The sequence below is a fragment of the Roseomonas indoligenes genome (genome assembly GCF_017813365.1).
GTDB lineage: Bacteria > Pseudomonadota > Alphaproteobacteria > Acetobacterales > Acetobacteraceae > Roseomonas > Roseomonas indoligenes.
The window spans coordinates 267,103-285,413 of the sequence record NZ_JAGIZA010000004.1; the positions used below are offsets into that span (position 1 = coordinate 267,103).

The 18,311-nt window shown below is 68.7% G+C and carries 25 protein-coding genes; 11 read left to right on the forward strand and 14 right to left on the reverse strand.

Features of this window, described 5'->3' with window-relative positions:
• Nucleotides 1-120: 120 nt before the first annotated feature.
• The 12 genes from J5Y10_RS08640 to J5Y10_RS28890 form a co-directional block, all read right to left on the reverse strand.
• The gene (locus tag J5Y10_RS08640) at nucleotides 121-360 is read right to left on the reverse strand and encodes a transcriptional regulator (RefSeq protein ID WP_209372685.1); all 240 of its coding nucleotides are present in this window, start codon (nucleotides 358-360) and stop codon (nucleotides 121-123) included.
• Nucleotides 361-440: 80 nt separating this feature from the next.
• Complete coding sequence (locus tag J5Y10_RS08645) at nucleotides 441-773, reverse strand: hypothetical protein (RefSeq protein WP_209372687.1); 333 nt, start codon at nucleotides 771-773, stop codon at nucleotides 441-443.
• A complete protein-coding gene (locus tag J5Y10_RS08650) occupies nucleotides 766-1,134 on the reverse strand; it encodes a DUF4326 domain-containing protein (RefSeq protein ID WP_209372689.1) in 369 nt (122 codons plus the stop codon). Before J5Y10_RS08650 ends, J5Y10_RS08645 begins: the two co-directional genes overlap by 8 nt.
• Before the next feature lie 317 nt (nucleotides 1,135-1,451).
• Entirely contained in the window at nucleotides 1,452-1,679 is a 228-nt protein-coding gene (locus tag J5Y10_RS08655; RefSeq protein ID WP_209372691.1) for a hypothetical protein, read from the reverse strand.
• A complete protein-coding gene (locus J5Y10_RS08660; RefSeq protein ID WP_209372693.1) occupies nucleotides 1,672-1,998 on the reverse strand; it encodes a DUF4031 domain-containing protein in 327 nt (108 codons plus the stop codon). Before J5Y10_RS08660 ends, J5Y10_RS08655 begins: the two co-directional genes overlap by 8 nt.
• Complete coding sequence (locus J5Y10_RS08665; RefSeq protein ID WP_209372695.1) at nucleotides 1,995-2,825, reverse strand: DUF5131 family protein; 831 nt, start codon at nucleotides 2,823-2,825, stop codon at nucleotides 1,995-1,997. Before J5Y10_RS08665 ends, J5Y10_RS08660 begins: the two co-directional genes overlap by 4 nt.
• Nucleotides 2,818-3,468 carry an MT-A70 family methyltransferase gene (locus J5Y10_RS08670; RefSeq protein ID WP_209372697.1) on the reverse strand — a complete coding sequence of 217 codons (651 nt, stop codon included), beginning with the start codon at nucleotides 3,466-3,468 and terminating at the stop codon, nucleotides 2,818-2,820. The genes J5Y10_RS08665 and J5Y10_RS08670 overlap by 8 nt, the downstream gene beginning before the upstream one ends.
• A complete protein-coding gene (locus J5Y10_RS08675) occupies nucleotides 3,461-3,835 on the reverse strand; it encodes a ProQ/FINO family protein (RefSeq protein ID WP_209372699.1) in 375 nt (124 codons plus the stop codon). The genes J5Y10_RS08670 and J5Y10_RS08675 overlap by 8 nt, the downstream gene beginning before the upstream one ends.
• Entirely contained in the window at nucleotides 3,832-4,203 is a 372-nt protein-coding gene (locus tag J5Y10_RS08680; RefSeq protein WP_209372701.1) for a hypothetical protein, read from the reverse strand. The genes J5Y10_RS08675 and J5Y10_RS08680 overlap by 4 nt, the downstream gene beginning before the upstream one ends.
• On the reverse strand, nucleotides 4,200-4,721 hold the full coding sequence (locus J5Y10_RS08685; protein WP_209372703.1) for a hypothetical protein: 522 nt from the start codon (nucleotides 4,719-4,721) through the stop codon (nucleotides 4,200-4,202). The genes J5Y10_RS08680 and J5Y10_RS08685 overlap by 4 nt, the downstream gene beginning before the upstream one ends.
• Complete coding sequence (locus tag J5Y10_RS08690) at nucleotides 4,721-4,966, reverse strand: hypothetical protein (protein ID WP_209372704.1); 246 nt, start codon at nucleotides 4,964-4,966, stop codon at nucleotides 4,721-4,723. Before J5Y10_RS08690 ends, J5Y10_RS08685 begins: the two co-directional genes overlap by 1 nt.
• Nucleotides 4,967-5,054: 88 nt before the next feature.
• A complete protein-coding gene (locus J5Y10_RS28890) occupies nucleotides 5,055-5,561 on the reverse strand; it encodes a helix-turn-helix domain-containing protein (protein ID WP_209372706.1) in 507 nt (168 codons plus the stop codon).
• Between the two features lie 164 nt (nucleotides 5,562-5,725).
• Between J5Y10_RS28890 and J5Y10_RS08700 the strand changes: the two genes are divergently transcribed.
• From J5Y10_RS08700 to J5Y10_RS08715, 4 genes are all read left to right on the forward strand, one after another.
• Entirely contained in the window at nucleotides 5,726-6,370 is a 645-nt protein-coding gene (locus J5Y10_RS08700; protein WP_209372708.1) for a hypothetical protein, read from the forward strand.
• Nucleotides 6,367-6,729, forward strand: coding sequence for a hypothetical protein (locus J5Y10_RS08705; protein ID WP_245214453.1), 363 nt, complete (start codon nucleotides 6,367-6,369; stop codon nucleotides 6,727-6,729). The genes J5Y10_RS08700 and J5Y10_RS08705 overlap by 4 nt, the downstream gene beginning before the upstream one ends.
• A complete protein-coding gene (locus J5Y10_RS08710; protein ID WP_209372710.1) occupies nucleotides 6,722-9,298 on the forward strand; it encodes a DUF927 domain-containing protein in 2,577 nt (858 codons plus the stop codon). Before J5Y10_RS08705 ends, J5Y10_RS08710 begins: the two co-directional genes overlap by 8 nt.
• A 596-nt stretch (nucleotides 9,299-9,894) precedes the next feature.
• Nucleotides 9,895-10,779: a DUF6362 family protein gene (locus J5Y10_RS08715; protein WP_209372712.1), complete on the forward strand. Its 885-nt coding sequence runs from the start codon at nucleotides 9,895-9,897 to the stop codon at nucleotides 10,777-10,779.
• Nucleotides 10,780-11,414: 635 nt separating this feature from the next.
• On the opposite strand, the gene J5Y10_RS08720 is transcribed toward J5Y10_RS08715, so the two are convergent.
• On the reverse strand, nucleotides 11,415-11,789 hold the full coding sequence (locus J5Y10_RS08720; protein ID WP_209372714.1) for a hypothetical protein: 375 nt from the start codon (nucleotides 11,787-11,789) through the stop codon (nucleotides 11,415-11,417).
• A 204-nt stretch (nucleotides 11,790-11,993) separates the two neighbouring features.
• On the opposite strand from J5Y10_RS08720, the gene J5Y10_RS08725 reads away from it, so the two are divergent.
• Together J5Y10_RS08725 and J5Y10_RS08730 are read left to right on the forward strand one after the other, a co-directional pair.
• On the forward strand, nucleotides 11,994-12,740 hold the full coding sequence (locus J5Y10_RS08725; RefSeq protein ID WP_209372716.1) for a recombinase family protein: 747 nt from the start codon (nucleotides 11,994-11,996) through the stop codon (nucleotides 12,738-12,740).
• Complete coding sequence (locus tag J5Y10_RS08730; protein ID WP_209372718.1) at nucleotides 12,740-13,078, forward strand: hypothetical protein; 339 nt, start codon at nucleotides 12,740-12,742, stop codon at nucleotides 13,076-13,078. Before J5Y10_RS08725 ends, J5Y10_RS08730 begins: the two co-directional genes overlap by 1 nt.
• Here the strand turns inward: J5Y10_RS08730 and J5Y10_RS08735 are convergent.
• Entirely contained in the window at nucleotides 13,065-14,213 is a 1,149-nt protein-coding gene (locus J5Y10_RS08735; RefSeq protein WP_209372720.1) for a hypothetical protein, read from the reverse strand. The two genes, J5Y10_RS08730 and J5Y10_RS08735, sit on opposite strands and share 14 nt — an antisense overlap.
• Here J5Y10_RS08735 and J5Y10_RS08740 point away from each other — a divergent pair.
• The 5 genes from J5Y10_RS08740 (at nucleotide 14,187) to J5Y10_RS08760 (ending at nucleotide 18,307) form a co-directional block, all read left to right on the forward strand.
• Nucleotides 14,187-14,549, forward strand: a complete 363-nt coding sequence (locus tag J5Y10_RS08740; protein ID WP_209372722.1) for a hypothetical protein — start codon at nucleotides 14,187-14,189, stop codon at nucleotides 14,547-14,549. The genes J5Y10_RS08735 and J5Y10_RS08740 overlap by 27 nt on opposite strands.
• A 39-nt stretch (nucleotides 14,550-14,588) precedes the next feature.
• The gene (locus tag J5Y10_RS08745) at nucleotides 14,589-14,891 is read left to right on the forward strand and encodes a hypothetical protein (RefSeq protein ID WP_209372724.1); all 303 of its coding nucleotides are present in this window, start codon (nucleotides 14,589-14,591) and stop codon (nucleotides 14,889-14,891) included.
• Nucleotides 14,892-14,895: 4 nt separating this feature from the next.
• The gene (locus tag J5Y10_RS08750; RefSeq protein ID WP_209372726.1) at nucleotides 14,896-15,255 is read left to right on the forward strand and encodes a hypothetical protein; all 360 of its coding nucleotides are present in this window, start codon (nucleotides 14,896-14,898) and stop codon (nucleotides 15,253-15,255) included.
• A 222-nt stretch (nucleotides 15,256-15,477) separates the two neighbouring features.
• Nucleotides 15,478-16,203: a hypothetical protein gene (locus J5Y10_RS08755; protein WP_209372728.1), complete on the forward strand. Its 726-nt coding sequence runs from the start codon at nucleotides 15,478-15,480 to the stop codon at nucleotides 16,201-16,203.
• Entirely contained in the window at nucleotides 16,136-18,307 is a 2,172-nt protein-coding gene (locus J5Y10_RS08760) for a phage terminase large subunit family protein (protein ID WP_209372730.1), read from the forward strand. The genes J5Y10_RS08755 and J5Y10_RS08760 overlap by 68 nt, the downstream gene beginning before the upstream one ends.
• Nucleotides 18,308-18,311: the final 4 nt, after the last annotated feature.

An 18,311-nucleotide genomic window follows, 5' to 3' on the forward strand; every position in this document is an offset into this window, starting at 1 on the left:
ACTCCTCGGACCCGGGAACGCCGGGGAGGGGCACCCGGGAAAACCCTGGGAGCCGCAGGTAATGGCGGACCTTTCCGTGCCTGTCCTTAAAACGCTGGACGTGCTTGAGGCGGAAGACGGTCACGCGGGGTCCCAGGGGTTCTTCTCCTCAGACGCTGCCACGACGCCCCGCCGCCGAGCAATCCAGCCATCCAGGTCCTCCTTCGCCCAGGCCACCCGTCGGGCTGAGAGCGCGACGGCCGGGCACTCCGGCACAACGACGGTCCGGAAGGTTCCAACCGAAAGCTGCCCGCAGTAGTCGGCCGCCAGCTGCTCGCTCATCAGTGGCGGCCAGTGCGGCATGCGCCCGCCATCAGGCATGTGGCAGCTCCGATTGAGCTCGGGCCGTTCCGGTGTTCATCCTGGAGGCCGCAAGTACGCCCCAGCGAGCGTCTGGCCGATCAGCCATATGGACTAGGCCCCCGCCTGAGGATGGCGTTGATCTCGCTCTCGGGCAGGCCAGTCGCGCGCAGCAGAGCAATCGCTGCCGGCAGCCCTTCCCGGCAGTCGTGGGCGCGCTTCATCGCCCGGCGCGCTACTTCGAACAGGGTCTGCGCTACGGCGTCGTGAGCCTCGGGACGGTAAAAGCCGCCGATGGCCGCGCCGAGAAGCTTGGCCAGCACTGTCGCATTGATGGTCGGGGATGGGCCCCGTGCCAGGATCGGGACGAGCTGATTGAACAGCTCGCTCTCCGAATCTTCGCGTTCCCTCATCTGGGCGCTAAAATCAGGCATGGACGGCCTCGCAGGTCAGGGGCGCGTTCGCCAGCTCCCCGAGGGTGTCGGCATGGCAGGGAGCGCAAGCTGCGCAGGCCGCGCTGAAGGGCTTCCCGGCCTGGTGGTCTGGGCAGAGGGCGCACCAGCATCCCAGGTTCCAGCCGCGGAGCTGCTCGAGCTCTTCGGCCATGCGGGCGGCGTAGGGGCCGTTCAGACGCTCCTCCACGTCCTGTCGGTGCAGGCTGACGGCTTCGGCCGCCGAGAAGACCGGGCCGACGCTGTAGCGGTTTCCCCAGCGGTGCGGGCGCGCCACGGACCTGCTCTGGGGCGGCATGGTCCAGCCCGGGCGCCGGGAGAGCCGGATGCGGGAAGGTGTCATGCGCCGCTCCCCGCGATGACACAGATGGCCGTCAGCAGCACGGCTAGCAGCACCCCGCTGCTGACACCCAGCACACAGCCCTGCGTAATCTCGTGCGCGCTCAGGCCCTGGGCCGCCCGCCGGCTGTCGCGGTACCAATCGGGGTTCATCGGCCCGACACCCACAGGACGGCGAGGACGATCGGCGTCCAGCCAGCGATGGAGAGGAGGCCAATGCGGAGAGCCGCAGCAGGCCAGGACATGCGGGGGGAGGGGCAATTGAAGGGCGCCGCCTGAGTGGGCACGTCCCGATCAGCGTGTTCCCCCCCTGTCAGGTGCTCAGCCATTGGTCGTGGCCTCCGTCGCTTGGGGCAGGGTGGACAGCACGGCCTGGCAGCGCGCGCCGATGTGCTTCACCAGCTCCACCCGCTGCTCGTGCGTGTGCGTCGGGGTGAGGGCTGAGAGGCCGATCTCGTCCAGGAGGCCCTGCACTGCAGCCTCGGGCCACGCGGGCGCGCTGGGAACAGTGACGGGCGTCGGGGCGTACTCGCCGATTCGATCAGACATGGGCGGAGTGCTCCCGGGTGCGAGGATCCCGCAGGGGCGCGGCAGACTGGCGGGTCAGCTGGCCTGTCTTCCGGCGCTCGATGAGCATGGCCACCAGCTCGCGCATGGGGACCTGAACGGCACCCGCCTGGATGGCGAGCGCCTTCTTGCTGAGCGCGATGTCGTAGTGGCTGTCGTGCTCCGGCGGCGCCTGGTGCCAGCGCCGGGAGACGCCGATTCGGGCCGCCATGGCGTGGAGTTCGGCGTCGGTGTCGGCGATCATGTGGCAGAGGATCATCTTCCCCAGCCGCGCCCGCATGTCGTCCACGTACACGGTCATGCCGGCACCGCCAGGCGCTCGGCGCCGTCCAGTAGGTGCCCGGCGAGCTTCGGGCTGGGGCCACCCCACTGCTTGAAGTGGAAGGGGATGCCGACCGCGTCGCACTGGTCCCGGAGGGTGAGAGCCCAGGCAGCCTCGAGCGGCCGGGCACAGTTCCCGCTTTCGCCGCCGGCGATCACCCACCCGATTCGGCGGTGTCCCTCCGAGCGGCAGCCCTGGCGAACATCGGCCGTCCGGCCAGGGTGCCAGCGCATCCCGACCAGGGCGTCACGGATCCAGCCATTCCCCTCGGCGACGCGGTAGAGGTCCACCGGCGCCAGGAGCGGCTCACAGGACAGGAAATGCAGGGCGGCCGGCACATCGAGGAGAGCCGGGATCCGCCGCTCCGCCTCGACCTGGTTCTCGACGCTCGTGCCCAGCCAGACGTGCGCCCAGCCGTCGCCCCAGTCCGCCGGCAACATGCCGGGGATGTTCCGCGGCCGCTTCGTCAGCAGCATCCAGGTAAGCGCCGGAGTGGCGCGGATCAGCTCCCAGAGGTCCTCGCGCGCGCCTTCCGGCGCCCGGTTGTCGAAAACGTCGGCGAGGCTGCTGCAGAATACGCGCCAGGGCTGACCCGTCTTCTCGGCCTTGCGGTTCCAGGCGCGCGGCTTCGCCCAGTTGCCCGGGCTGGTGCGGCGGCGGAGCGCGCGCGGGCCCCACTCAGCGCCCAGGCGAGTGGTGGCCAGGGTTTCGGCGTAGCAGTTGTCGCAGCCCGGGCTGACCTTCGTGCAGCCAATCCACGGGTTGAAGGTGCTGGTGGCCCAGCTGATGCCGGTTTCCTCAGCCATGGGCTGCCTCCGGGCTGAACTTGCCGAGCTGGTCGCCCCAGGCGTCCCAACCGGGCGCTGCCTCACGGGCGAAGAGCTCGGCACGCGGCGCCTGGAAGAGTCGCTCGACGTCAGCGCGCAGCTGGTCGGGCTTGCGGCTGTGCTCCCGAGTAGGGGCGATGAGGAGGTTGCGGACGTTGCGGGCGCCGAGCTCCGGCCGGCCGCGCGTGCCGACGAGGTAGAACTCCGCCGCGCTGCGGAACACGTAGCCGGTGCCGAAGGCCCAGGCCTTGCCGGTCCGGCTCTGCTTCGCCCAGGTGCCCATCGTCTTGAAGCCGAAGCGCCAGGCCGCGAGGGTCTCGATGGCCTGCGGCATCATCGGCGCCGTCGCCCACATCACCAGGGCGCAGCCGTCCGGGTGGGCGAGCTCGGCGACGGGCAGGGCCTGGATGTCGCCCAGGTCCATGCAGGCGTAGTGCTGCTGCGGGCTCTTCTGCGTCCCGGCCTCGGAGTAGAGACGATAGGCCCAGGGCGGGTCCGCGAGGATGGTGCGGTACCAGCCGCGGCGGAGTTCCCCGAAGGGCCATGTCCCCAGGCCAGACTCGTTCAGCAGATCGGGCGTGTAGGCCAGGGCGCGGCTGTCGGAGGCGTGTCCTTCAAGCATGGGCTGCCTCCCTCGCCGGCGCGGCGCGGCCCGGGCGGACCATGGCCAGCGCGCCGCCCTGGAGCTGCTCGAGGGCGCGGGCGGCGTATCGCTGGTCGCCCGCAGTGATGTGCTCGGCCGGGCAGCCGTCCAGGTGGACGCGCCTGCCGCCTTCGACCAGCGCCTGCAGGTACCGGGGGCGGCAGGTCCAGGCCGAGAGGAAGAGGCCGGCCTGGCGGCGGTCCATAATGCCGGCCGCCACGAGCTGGTCACGGATCCTGCGCGAAAGCGCAGGGCGGGGCTTGTTCCGCGCCGGGAAGGCGATGGGATAGGCCGCCGTGAGGCGCGCGCGGTCGGCCCTCCACTCCTCGTGGAAGCGCTTCCTCATGGCCGGCCCCCCTGGATGACGGCGAGGCGCGGCCGCGCCGGGGTGCACCAGGCGGCGGGGAGGGGAGGCGGCGGCAGGAGCGGCAGCACCTCGGTGAGCCGCAGGACCAGCGTGGCTTGTCGGAGGCAGTCCTCCAGGGCGCCGAGCACCTGATCCGGCGACACCCGGAGATAGGCACGAGCCACGATGAGGTGGTTGGCGATGCGCTTGCCAGCATCCCGGAAGGGCGCGGCGGGGGAGCCCTCGAACTCGAGGAGCCGGTCGGTCTCATCCGCCAGGCGGTCGAGGGCGACGGGCAGCAGGTTGGGCCGGTGATTGAGCATCGAGAGCGCCAGTTCGGCCGCCTGGACGAGGTCCTGTGCGATCATGCGGCGATGCTCCCGCTGGCCGGGGCGGCGCCGGGGAGGGCGCCTCCGTCCATCAGGCTGGCCGCCGGCGCGGGCTGCCGCTTCTTCCAGGCGAAGTACCAGCAGCTGACCAGCCCGACGTCCACCTGCAGCGTGGCTGCCACGGCGCGGGTGAACATGCCCTCAGCGAAGAGCTCCTCGGCCTTCGTGCGGTCGCCGTTGTCCGCCGGCAGGTAGGCGCCGCCGTCGGGAGTGGCGAGGGAAGTACCCTGCACGCCTTTCACGCCGTGCAGGGAGGGGCCGGGCGCGGCCGCGACTTCGGCGCGGATCTGCGAGGGGCGCGGCGCCGAGGGCGCGAGACGACGGCAGGCGGGCAGGCCGAGCCGCTTGCGCATGGAGTTGACGGTGGTGCCGCCGGCGATCGGCGGCCCCACCATGGCGTTCATGCGATCGGCGAGATCACCGAGCGTGAGCTCGGGATTCGACCAGTTGGCCTTCAGGAACTCGTCCCGGGCCGTGGTGGAACAGGTCAGGCGCATCAGCCGACCGCCCCGGCGCGACGCGCCGTCTCGACGATCATCGCGCCGAAGCGGGCGGCCTCGTTCGCGGTCAGCGCCTCGACGGTGCCGTTGATGACGAGGCGGACGGAGCCGCCGCCGCCGTTCTCGACGCGCAGGTCGTGGTCTAGTTCCCGGACCGGCTCAGTACGCTTGTCGTTTAGCCGTGAACTGCTGACACGGCGTGCGTTGCACGCCCTGGTGAGTTGGTGCGGAATGTTCGGCACATCGGCCTCCCGTGCTGGACGGGATATGTGTGCCCATCAGGCACAAGCCGATCAAGTGCAAATGTGCCCATTGGGCAAAGATTCTGTGCTAGCCCTTTTTGGGCAGCATCTCCTCTGCGAAGCTGAGCCAACGCTCGGCCTGCTCTGGCGTCATGCCATGCAAGATCCGATTCGCACGCCGTAAACGAGTTGCTTGGTCCTCCTCCTGAGGTGGAAACAGGAGCGCATCAGCAGTCGTGTCATAAATTTCAGCGAGTTGGCGGAGCCTATCCACCGTTAGAAGCACTTTGCCAGCCTCCCACTTGTGGACCGCCTGTGAGCCGACCCCAAGTTTGTTCCCCACTTGTTCTTGGGTCAATCCACGGTATTCTCGCCATTGCGTGAGAGTCTGGAATGCCGCAGGGGCAGAGGGGGAGCGAGCAGGCATAGGCACAATGTCGCTGCGGCGGCTGTAACTCTCCATGGCCTGCAAGGCACGCGGGTCTTGACTACCAATGTGCCCATTAGGCACAACCGTTGTATGACGCTCCTCCAATGGCTTCGCGCCACGAAGACCGCGCCGCTCGATCTGGCTTCGGATCTGGGCGTGCATCATTCGACCATCTACCGGGTGGTGAATGGAAAGAAGCGAGCGAGCTTGCGGCTCGCGGTCGGCATATCGCGCTTGACCGATGGGCAGGTCAGCGCAGCGGAAATCTTGGAGGCATTCGAACCGCCGAGAGCACGTCGACGCAGGAGTGGCAGTTCAAGGAAGGCGGCATGATGCCCGGCTTTTCGCAATTGCGCTCCCGATGCTGCGCGCTGCAGGGCCGCAATGCACCCGGAACTAATCCGGTCCGTCACTGCACGTCCGAACGTCTCGCCGCGTTGAAGACGGCAACCGGCAACCTGATCCACTACGTCGGCGGCGGTCTCGCATCGAATTCCGTGACCCGCGTCGGCAAGTCGCAACTCTCCGACTACGCCAATCCCCACAAGCCGGACATCTACATGCCTGTGGACGTGTTGGTGGACCTCGTCGTGCGCGCATCCGATCCGTCTCTGCTGCGCGAGATTGCGTTGATGTGCGGATACACGATCCTGTTGATGGAACCGGCTGACGACACCGAGCTCGCGGCCGCGATCGCCGAGAGCGCGCGCGAGGGTGCTGACGTCTCCGTCTCGTTCCTCGAAGGGCTGGCCGATGGGAGCATCTGCCCTGCCGATGCGCTCGACACAGAGCGCGAGGCGGACGAGGCGGCCGAGAGCTACCGCAAGGTCGCCCGGATCGCCGGGGCGATCGCCCGCAAGAGTTTGCCGAGCTCGCCCGCTGCCCCCGCAGTGAAGGGCGAGGGACCGTCCGCCGCGCGCCCTAAGCCCCCCTCGGGCCGCGGCGGGCGAGTGCCCCGGCGCCGGTCGCCATGATGCCGGGGCGCGCAACCGGCCCGCGCGGCCGTCCTGCGGCCCCGCAGCAGCCTCCCTCGATCGACTTCCAGGCCGTCAACCGGGTCGCGCTGCACCGGCTGCCGGACATCTGCGCCCGCTGGCTCTCTGGCGGGCGGAAGGAAGGGGACGAGTGGGTCTGCGGGGACCTGTCCGGCAAGCCCGGTCGCTCCTGCAAGGTCAACCTCGTCACGGGGAAATGGGCGGACTTTGCCGCGGACGGCGCAAGCGGAGGCGACGTCATCAGCCTCACTGCCGCCATTCACAACCTGAGCCAGGGCGAAGCAGCCCGGCGCCTCGCCGACATGCTCGGCATCGACCTGGGGGGTCGCCATGTCTGAAATTCACCAGCCCGTTAAGGGCGAAGCCGACCCGTTCGCTCCGCTCGGCGGGCTCAACGGCCACGCGCACGAGGAGCCGCCGAAGAAGCGGGACGAAGAGTGGCAGCCCTCGCGCATGCCCGTCATGGTGCCGGCGCCGAAGCTGGCGGAGCTCTATCACCCCGAACTCGGCCAGGCCGTGGCTATGTGGGAATATCGCGACGCGCAGGCCTGCCTGCTCTTCGTCGTCGCGCGCTTCGAGAAACAGATCGGGGAGAAGCTGCAGAAGGACGTCACCCCCTTCTGCCACGGCCGGCGGGTGTGGACGGACCGGCAGGGCCGCCCCCAGGATCAGACCCGCTGGCACATGAAGGCGCCGGCGGCGCCGATCCCGCTCTATGGCCTGCAGTTCCTGGCGGCACGGCCGAACGATCCGGTGCTGCTGGTTGAGGGAGAGAAGAGCGCCGAGGCCGCCCGCCTCCGCTTCCCGGGCTACGTCGTTATCGCCAGCCAGGGCGGGAGCAACAAGGCCAAGAAGACGGACTGGCGCCCGCTGCATCGCCGGAAGGTGGTGGCCTGGCCGGACCAGGATGACGCCGGGCGGCGCTACGCGAACGATGCGGCGGCCATGGCACGCCCGGGGCGCGGGCCGACGAAGGCGGCCTCGTTCTCCATCGTCCAGGTTCCCCGCGAGTGGCCGGAGGGGTGGGACCTCGCGGACGACCTCCCCGAGGCGGTATCAGACGTCCTGCTGTCGGAGCTGCTTGAGGAGGCGATCGACGCTGACCCGCCGGAGCTGCCCCCGGGCTACGTCTTCCGGGACAGCGGCCTCTGGTTCGAGGCGGCTCAGGACCCTGATGCAGAGACCCTGTCCCAGCCCTTCTTCGTCACCGCCCCCTTCGAGGTCGTGGGCGAGGCCAATGACGGCACTGGCATGGCCTGGGGCCTGGTCATTCGGTGGAAGGACCGCGACGGCCGGCAGCACCAGTGGTCGGTCCCGAAGCGCCTGGTCCACTCTGACGGCAGCCGGATCGCGGAGGAGCTGGAGGACGCGGGGCTGCACTGCTCACCCAGCGGCCGGGCCAAGACCCTCCTGCGGAACTTCATCGGCGGGGTCCGGAGCAAGCGGCGGCTGATCTGCGTGGACCGGACGGGCTGGCACACCAGCCAGGGGCGATCGGTCTTCATCCTCCCGGGCGGGGAGGCCTTCGGACCGGCGGCGGGCTCCGTCATCCTGCAGACGGACCATGCGGGCACGGACGGCGCCTTCATCCCCGCCGGTGGTCTTGCCGACTGGAAGCAGCACGTCGCGGCCTTCGCCGTCGGCAATCACCGGCTGGCCCTGGCCATCTGCACCGCCCTCGCCACCCCGCTGCTGGACGTGGTGGGCGGGGATAGCGGCGGCTTCCACATCGTGGGGATGAGCCAGACCGGGAAGAGCACCACCCTCTACGTGGCTGGCTCCGTCTGGGGGAAGGGCACCCGGGGCGCCCAGGTCCGCCAGTGGCGCGCGACAGCGAACGGGTTAGAGAGCGCGGCGTCCGAGACCTCGGACACCGCCCTGATCCTGGACGAGATGGGGCAGGCCAGCGCGGCGGATGTGGCCGACACGATCTACATGCTGGCCAATGGGGCCGGGAAGCTCCGCGCCGGGAAGGAGGGCGGCGCCCGCCGGACGAAGACCTGGCGGACCATGTTCCTCTCCACCGGGGAGATCACCCTGGCGGCGAAGCTGGCCGAGGCTCAGCGCAAGGTCATGGCCGGCCTCGAGGTGCGGCTTGTGAACATGCCGGCCGATGCCGGGTGCGGGATGGGGGTGTTCCAAAACCTCCACGGTCTGTCCGGGCCGAACGAGCTGGCGAAGCACCTCCAGCTGCAGGCCCGCACCCACTACGGCACGGCTGGCCGCGCCTTCCTCACGCAGCTCGTCCGCGCCCGGGTGAGCAAGCAACGGGAGCTGGAGGCCCGGGTAAAGGGGGCGCAGGCCTCGTTCGCCAAGGCCTACGTCCCGGACGACGCGGCAGGTCAGGTTCGCTCGGTCGCCGATCGCTTCGCCCTGGTGGCCGTGGCGGGGGAAATGGCAACTGAGTGGGGGATCCTGCCCTGGCCGAAGGGAGAGGCCACGCGCGCCGCAGCGGAATCCTTCAAGACCTGGCTGCGGGAGCGGGGCGGGGCAGGCACCACGGAGGATCAGCAGGCGATCAGCCAGGTGCAGGCCTTCCTCGAGGCCCACGGCGAGAGCCGCTTCACGCCCCTGGTGCGGCAGGACACCAACGGGAACCCCGAGGCGCCGCCTGCCGAGGTCATGCGGACCCACAATCGCGCGGGCTGGAGGCGCCGCCCCAAGAACGAGCGGGATGGGTGGGAGTACTTGATCCTGCCCCAGACCTTCACCTCCGAGGTCTGCAAGGGGCTGGACCCGAAGCGGGTGGCCGCAGTGCTTCTGGCCCAGGGCCTCCTCGTCGTCGGCAAGGATCGCAAGTCGGCGAAGCTGGAGCACATCCCCGGGGAGGGCCCGATCCGGGTCTATCGGGTCAGTGGCGCGATCTTGGGCATGCGTGAGGAAGTGGGAGACGAGGAGGAGGAGTGAACCTTCTAACCCTGAAAAGTCGGTGTTAGAGGTGTTATAGGTGTTAGGCTGCTGCTTTATTTGGCATTGTCGTCTAACACCGCCCAGCATGCCCGGTGTTAGGGTGTTAGAAAATTGAGCCGAATATAACACCCTAACACCGCACCCTTCTGCCGGTGTTAGACGAAAAGCAAAGTGGGATCAGCGGACTAACACATATAACACCTCTAACACCGTTATTTCACGGGAGCGAGGCTGGGCAGGGCTCTCTAACACCGACTCTGCACAAGGATTGTGCTGCACAGATCGCAGAGACGTGATACGAAAAGAGAACGGCGCCGGGCGGGGGCCCGCCGTCCGGGGGAAGAGTGAACGACAACCGATCCGCATGCCCGCTCCAGGCCGCGCGTCATGGCGCTTGCCCAGATTCCCCATTTTCCGGTAGGGCTGGCCCCACGCTGCGGCGAGATGCGCTCGGGGGCCTGACGGACCCGGGCGTATCGTCGTTTCAGGGCCGCGCGCTCGAGCACAGCGCCACCCCTTCCGATCCAGATCCTCCATTCGGCGCCGCGGTCCTCCGCGAGCGCCTTTCCGCGCTTGGGAGCGCCGACGCCGCCATGACGACCCAGCCCCTGGCCGCGCAGGCCTCCGAGCTGCCCTGGCCCATCTACGACAACGAGGTGGTCGAGATGCGCCTCTGCGACGCCACGGACACGCTGCGGGCCCTGCCCGGGCGCGGCTGCTTCCCGGCGGGGTTCCGGACCAACTGGCCGGCCGAGGCCCTCGCCATGGCAGAGGCGGCCCCGGCAGGGGACGATGACCTGCCGCGGAAGATCCCGACCGCGCGCCAGATCGACCAGATGGACGAGGCCTTCCAGTGGATCGGCTTCATCCCGGGCGAGCACGTGGTCCATCGCCGGATCGTCCTCCTCCGCTCCCTCATCTCGGTCCGGCAGAAGAAGAACCTGCTCAGCTGGCGCCAGATCGGCGAGAAGCTCGGCATGGAGCACCGGACGGTGCAGCGCCGCTTCGCCGAGGCGATCGGCTGGATTTGCCAGGAGCTCTACCGCCAGCAGCTGGCCGGGAAGCCCTGGGCCGTGGAGTGGCAGCGCATGCGCCAGGTGGCCGGCTCGCTGAACACCAAGCAGCTGGTGCCGGAGAACTCACCGATCGCGCCGCCGGCCGAGCCCGGTCCGGTGCGTGACCCCGCCATCCGCTCCTCTCACTACGAGCCCATCACCTACTCGGTCTCCGAGCGGGCTGAGCGGATCACCCGGTTCCTCAGCTGCATGTCCGGGCGGTGCCAGGCCGCCATGGAGCACTTCCCGACAGACGGCTCGCCGCGCCTAGTCGCCGGCGGACGCGGCTTCGGGATGCAGGAGCTGGTGGTGTTGGAGGGGGTCGGGATCCTCGCGGCCGAGCCGGGCGGGCGGGAGTACCGCTTCACCGCCGACGGGGTGACAGCCCGGGCCATGTGGGGCCGGACGGCCGGCGCCGCCTAAGTTACAGCCCGTCCACTTTTCGCTTGCCCGGATTCCCCATTCTGAGGTAAGGGCGGAGCCACGATACCCCGAGAGGGTCCTGACCGCGTCAGGGCCCGTCACGAGAGGAGCCCTCGGTCCCCCCAGGACCGAGGGCTTCGTCGTTTTCAGGTCCGGGGACCTGCAGCGCAGGAGGCGGCCATGTAGCGCACTTCGCGCCGAACATGGCTGGCGGTCTCGGCGCCGCGATCCGCTTCCGGCCGACACGCCCCGCGACTGAGCGGGAGGGACCACCCGAGCTACGAGGTGGGGACCTGGTGGAATCCCAGTCGAGATCCCCGCAAGGGGTAGCTGCGGAGGTGTGCGGCATGCACCACTCCGGCCGGGGTTCCCGAGGGCGGGGTAGTCCTCACGCAACCACCGTACAGGCGCTGATACCTGTCCGCGCCGGAGACCCCGCCGGTATGGTCGCGACCGGCCCGCAGCGTCACTTCGGCCCCGCGCAGCTCGCCGGGTGCCACAACTCAGGCAACGTCGGTTTAAGCCTGTGCCGCGGCGTCCCTTGGAGCACCGCGGCGGACCGAATTCTTCTACTTCATGTTGGCGCTTGAGCCCGTCAATCGCGGCAGCGAGCTTACGATCGCCGAAAACCGATCCTACTTGTGAAGATCTTCCGCTTCGGACTTCGAACCAGCTTCGCGTCTGGAATCTGTATTCCCCCCGGGCGCCCCAAGTCGAAGAGCTGCTGCATGTAGATTGTCGTGCTGACCGAAATCGTCGGGAAGTCTGATGATGTGCCAATCAGGAATCGCCTGGACTGACTTGATCTCTGAAAACGGCACTGCTCGAATGTAATTAACGACGGCCACGGTATTTTCGTGGCCATCACGATGATAGATATCTCCACGGCGAAGATCGGCATAATCATCGTAAATCGCCACGACAGCGTACAGGGTCTTATCGATGAGCACCGGGTACTTCTCAGGTGCAGCGTCGGCCAAGATCTGTTTTACACGTTCCAGAAATGCCACGGCAGGTCACTCCGACTCTCGTTGGGATGTTGTGCGGGAACTGCAACGACATTGCGGGGTGGTTTTGGTCTCATAGTCAAGCCGGGCCAATTGAACTCAGGAAAGCCCCTTCAGTCCGGGATAGCCGAGAGACTGACTGACCGGCGCGTGCATCCCGGTGTGACAACGGCCTAAACGGACGTTTGCGGAGGTCACAGCGCTAGAATGCCGCGCCCTACGCTAAGGCGCCCCGTACAGGGCCCTGCGGGCGGACCCCTCTTCGTCGCCTACTACCGCGTCTCCACCGATCAGCAGGGCCGTAGCGGGCTGGGGCTGGATGCTCAGAAGGCGGCCGTGGCCTCCTTTCTGGCCTCGCAGTCTGGCGCCAAGCTCGCCGCCGAGTTCGAGGAGGTGGAGAGCGGCAAGCGGGTGGACCGCCCTCAGCTTACCGCGGCGCTCGCCGCATGCCGCGCCCGCCGCGCGGTGCTGGTGATCGCGAAGATAGACCGCCTGGCGCGCAACGCGCGCTTCCTCCTCTCGGTCGTAGAGGGCGTCGGCGATGCCGGCGTCGCCTTCTGCGACCTGCCCCAGATCCCGCCCGGTCCGACCGGGAAGTTCCTGCTGACGCTGCTAGCCGCCGTTGCCGAGCTCGAGGCCGGGTTGATCAGCCAGCGCACCAAGGCTGCCCTTGCCCAGGCGAAGGCCCGCGGCGTGAAGCTTGGCGCCCCACGCCTGCAGAAGGGCATCGATTCCGCATCGTCGCGCGCTGGGCGCGCGGCGCAGACCGCTCGCGCGGTCGACTACCTCGCCGACGTCTGGCCCTTCATCGAGGCGGCCCAGCGCGCCGGCGCGTCCAGCCTCCGCCAGGTCGCGGAGGCGCTCACCGCCCGCGGCGTCCGTCCGCCCTCCGGGGGCGAGGTCTGGCACGCGAAGCAGGTCTCGCGCCTGCTGCAGCAGAGGAAAGCCGCCTGATGGCCGCCGCGCCCCGCAAGTCCACCGCCGCCCCGAAGGCGCTGCCGCTGACACGTCCTGTCATCAAGGACGCGAGGCTGGTGAAGAAGGTGGCGGACTACGCCTTGGCGAAGGCAGATATCGCGGCCCTCGAGGCGAAGTGTGACGCGCTGAAGCCCGACATCCTCGCCAGCCTCGGAGACGCGCTGAGCGTCATCGCCGGGAACCATGTGGTGACCCGTAGCGAGACGAAGGCTCTGGAGCCGACGCCCAACGTCATCATCACTAAGGAAATGGTCGGGCAGGTGATGCCGGGCCGGAAGGGCCGGAAGGGCTATACGACGCTCACGGTTCAATAGCAGAGTCAGGGCCGAAGCTATCTGCCAGAAAAAACGGCAGACCGTATGTCTCGATGTCTGGTGGATCAGGCAACAGATAGGCCGGCCGAAGCGTGGCAGTTGGACAGAAAGATTCGATCAGGATGACCATGGCTCCGTTCAAAAGAATGGCAAGCTGCGCGTGATCTTCGAGAGCTTCGTTCATAGCCTCTGACATGATGCTCGGCGCAGTGTCGTAGTTGACCGAAGGATCTAGCTCATCGAGGAGAGCGCCAATCGCCGCCTCCTCAGCACTAGGGCAGAACTGACTGCGGCGACGACGGCCCAAGAAAATAGAGAAGTCTTCCTTGGCGCCTGCTTCGAAAGCTTTCACCATCAACTCCGCTCGGGGATGGTGAAACGCATAGCTGTTTCTGATCCGACTAGTGACGGTCTTGCGCTCGCCTTGCCTTTCAAACCGCTTCCAAGCGGTGATCATCTCTTCGGATCGAAGTGGGCGAATTAGTTCGGCAAGCTCGCCTTTCCGAAAAAGCTTCTGGTACGTGTGCAGCGCCTCATGAACCTTGCCGATCAGCAGGCGTAAGATGATGGTGCTTTGTGCTCCAAGCACACGATAGTCGGGGCGGTCTGGTCTTTGGCCGTTCGCAGCGAGAATAAATATGTTGGCCAGGACATTGAGGTCGTTCAATGCGTGCCCGCACATCAGCAGTGCTTGCTTTACCTTGGGCCGCAGAGCCTCGAATTCGGATATCGGAATGCGGAGTTCAAAAACGGCTTCGTCTTCTCGGTTCAACTTGTGAATTCCGTCTTGGCGTGGCGCAACCGTAACCGGCGCCCGCGCCAGCGAAAAGGCCGGCGAGATATGACTAAGTTCGGGGAGGTGAAGGCCGACTTCGGGCCTCTCACCCGGGGACTGGATGACCTGGCCAAGCGCCAGGTCCCGTTCGCAGTAGCGCGGACCCTCACCAGTGTGGCGCAGACCGCCGCGGTTGCGAACCGGCGAGCTCTCCCATCGGTCTTTGACCGCCCCACCCCGTTCACCACGAACGCCTTCACCATCGAGGCCGCCCGCAAGGGCCGGCCCGTTGCGCGCGTCTTCGCGAAGCAGCGTCAGGCCGAATACCTGCGCTTGCAGGAGACCGGCGGCACGCGCCATCCCGAGCCCTCGAAGCTCGGCGGCACTGGCGGCGGTCAGGCCCTCGTCATCCCGCGCGCCATCCGGCGCAACGTCTTCGGCAACATGCCGCGGCGCGCCCTCGCCACGGCGAAGGCCCGGAAAGACGTCTTCGTCGGCAAGTCCGAGGGCGGCACCGGTGGCTTCTGGCGGCGCCTCGCGGATGGGGCGCTGCAGCCGCTCGCCGTCTTCGTGCCCTCCGCGAAATACAAGCCGCGCCTGGGCTTTCAGGCGCGCACCGCGAAGGTCGTGAGAGCGACCCTCGCCCCCGCTTTCCGCGAGCAGCTCGCCAAGGCGATCGCGACCGCCCGCCGCTGAGGCGGGCGCACCTCCAGCTTCATCATCGGGAAGATCAGGATGCGCATGGACCTCCAGCTCCGGCTGCAGCGGCTCGGGAATCGTGTGCGCCGGATGAAGGCGGCCGCGCTCGCCTTCATGATCAGCCGCGCCAGCCTGACGCTGGCCGAGCAAAGCTGCCTCGCGGAGGACCTGGACCGCGTGCCGCGGAACCGGGCAGAGCGCCGGCGTTTCGCAGCGTCTGGCGCGGCCCGACGCGGCGGCGGCATCGACAGCCCGCTGCTCAGCCTGCATCGCCGCATTGAGCGCGACCAGCAGCGCCAGATCCAGCGCCGGGCAGCCGGCCGCCACGTCTGGGCCTGATTGGATGAGCCGCCTCCACAAGCTGGCCATCGTCGGCGCGTCCGGCGCAGGTAAGACCGAGGCTGCTCTCGCCCATGCGCTCATGGCGGCACGGCGCGGCCCGGTGCTCTTCATCTGCGACAACGACGAGGTCGCGCGGCTGCATCGGCAGCAGGCACAGATGGAGCCGGCTCCCAAGCCCATCGTCTTCTGTGGCCTGGGCCGCTTCGTGATGCTGTCCGCGTTCTCCGAGCCATTCCAGACGATGGTGATCGACGCCGCCATGACGCGGGTCACGTCGAGCCAGGTGCTCATCTTCGCCAGTCGAGCAGCCCAGCACCACGGCGAAGCCTGGGTCGTGCAGACCCACGCCATGCCGAGCTGACTAGTTACGCCGCGCCCACGTCCTCCCGACCGAGCCCCAGAGGGGTGCCGACAGGGGGAAAGCACGGGGCGCGGCGTCGGGGCCGGGGGGGACATGGCCAGGACGGGGGCTGGGGTGGGGGTACCGCCCCCCCCACCCCCCCGTTCTGGGTCCCTCCTGGCCCCCACCCCTCGCACGGGACGCTTCGCGCCCCGATGGTCCCCCAGCTATGGAGAAAAAAAGGTGTCCGCACCCCTGTCCGCGGACACTTCCTCCGGGATCTCCATCCGCGAGTTCGCCCGCCGCGAGGGCTGTGACGACAAGCTCGTCCGGCGCGCCGTCCAGGGCGGAAAACTTCAGGCTTTCCGGGACGGAACGCTCAATCCGGCCCTCGTCGGCTCGGGCTGGAGGAAGAGCAACCGGCACCCCGCGCCGGGTGCGGACACCCCTGCGGACAGTGGTGCGGACACGGCCGCGGACACCCCGCGGATGTCCGCACCTGTCCGCACCCCGGTGTCCGCACCGCCGCCCGCCCCGCCGGCCCACCGGATGGAGCCGCAGCTGCATGGCGGTGAGCTCCGCCGCCCCACGAAGCCGGAGGCCGACGAGCCGGACGAGGAGATCGACCTCGAAGGCTTCCAGCGCGACGTGCTGGCCGGGAACGTCCCGGACCTCGCTCGCTCGGAGAAGGTGAAGGCCGCCGCCGCCGCGATCCGGGGGATGGTGGCCGCGCGCCGCGACGCCGATGCCGTGGTGGAGCTCGGTGTGGCCGAGGCCGTCATGTTCGAAACCTTCCGGGGCTTCCGCGACGCCTGGATGAACTGGCCCGCCCGGGTCGCCCCGCTCATTGCCGCGGACCTCGGGATCGACGCCGGCCGCGTGCTCGAGGCCCTGACCCCGCATGTCCAGCAGCAGCTCGAGGACCTCGGGGAACCCGAGCCCGACTTCACGCCGCCCGACGAAGAATGACCGGCTAAGCCGCGCTGCCCGCAAGGGCCTGACGCCGCCGCCGCGGATCTCCGTCCCCGACTGGGCGGACCGCTTCCGCAAGCTCGCCAAGGGCGCCGGCGCCCGCACGGGGCGCTGGAAGACCTCCACGGTGGAGGTGGCCCGCGGGCCCATGCTCGCGGTCACCGAGCCCGGCGTCCACATCATCACGGCGATGGTGTGCACGCAGCTGATGAAGACGGCGCTCCTCGAGAACGTCTTCGGATATTTCGCGCACCTCGACCCGAGCCCCATGCTGCTGCTGCAGCCGAAGGAGGCCGCGGCCGAGCAGTTCTCCAAAGAGCGCATCTCGCCGATGGTGAAGTCCACCCCGGTCCTGCGGGACCTGGTGGGCAGCAGCAAGACGCGGAACGCCGACGAGACGCTGCTCTTCAAGAGCTTCCCCGGCGGCTTCCTGGCCCTCGCCGGCGCCGGCTCGCCGGACAACCTGGCGCGCCGCCCGATCCGCGTCCTGATGTCGGACGAGGTGGACAAGTACCCGGTCACCCGCGAGGGCGAGCCGATCGCGATCGCGGAGGAGCGCACCGCTTCCTTCGACCTCAACTGGCTGTCCATCCGGGCCTGCTCGCCCACGGTGGAGGATGAGAGCCGCATCGCGGACTCCTACGCGGAAAGCGACCAGCGCCGCGCCTCCCTGGCCTGCCCGCACTGCGGGCACCGCCAGTTCCCGAACTTCCACCGGCACGTCCTCCCGGACGACGACGGGAAGGCCGGCTGGAAGCCCGAGAAGGCGGCGATCAGCTGCGAGGCCTGCGGGTGCGAATGGTCGGAGGGCGACCGCCTGCGGGCGCTCTCCACCACGCTCTGGCACCAGACCAAGCCTTTCGAGTGCTGCGGCGAGCGGCACTCGCCCCTGGACGCCTACGAGCGCGCCTGGCGCGCCGAGGATCCCACGGACCCGGGAGCCAACCAGCGGGCGGTGGACGCTATCTGGGACCGCTGGAAGGGCCCGCGCTGGGATGTGCACCGAGCCAAGTGCTGCCACTGCGGCAGCTGGGCGGTGCCGAACAAGCACGCTGGCTTTCAGGCCGGGAAGCTCTACAGCCCCTGGCAGAAGGACAAGCCGTCCGACATCGCCACCAAGTGGGTGGATGCCCAGGGCAACCAGGACAAGCTGCAGGTCTGGTGGAACACCCAGGACGGCAACCCCTACCGCCCGACGGCGGGGCGCGCGGTCGCGCTGGACGTGTTGCTGGCGCGGCGCGAGGCCTGGGAGGCGCAGGTTCCCTTTGGGGCTGGCCTGCTCACAGCAGGCCTGGACACCCAGGATGACCGCGTCGAGGTGGAGACCGTCGCGTGGGGCACGGACGAAGAGTCCTGGTCCATCGATTACCAGGTCTTCGACGGGGATCCCGACAGCGAGGAGCTGTGGGCGCGGGTTGATGCCTACCTGCTGCGGACCTTTTACCGCGTGGACGGGCGCCCTTTTCGAATCGCCGCAGCCTGCGTCGACACCGGCGGCCACCACACCCAGAAGGCTTATGCCTTCAGCAAGGCCCGCCTGGGTCGCAAGGTCTGGGGCATCAAGGGTGAGAGCGCGCTGAACGGCGCCCGCTCCCCGGTGTGGCCGGCCAAGCGTCCGACGGCCAAGACGAAGGCCACCTACCGGCCCTTCATCATCGGGACCAACACGGCGAAGGACATCATCCGGCACCGGCTGACCTTCGCGAAGCACGGGCCGGGCTTCACGCACGTCCCGTCGGACCGCGACGTCGTCTGGTACGAGCAGATGCTCTCCGAGCGGAATGTGCTGAAGGAGGAGGGCGGGCGCCGGTTCCGGGTGTGGGAGTGCCCCTCCCACAAGCGGAACGAGGCCCTGGACTGCCGGGTCTACGCCTATGCCGCCCTGCAGGGCCTGCTGCACTTCGGGAAGAAGCTGAACCGCATCACCGCCGCGGCGCAGCTGCCTCACGACGGCCCCAGGCCCGAGATCGAGCCGCCGGTGCCCCCGGCAGTACCCATGCCGGAGGAGGAGGCGGAAGCCACACCGCCGGCTCCCACTCCCCCGCCGGCGCCGCCTCCGCGCGCGCCGGCGCCCGCCCGCCGGAGACGGTGGGCCTGCTGAGGAC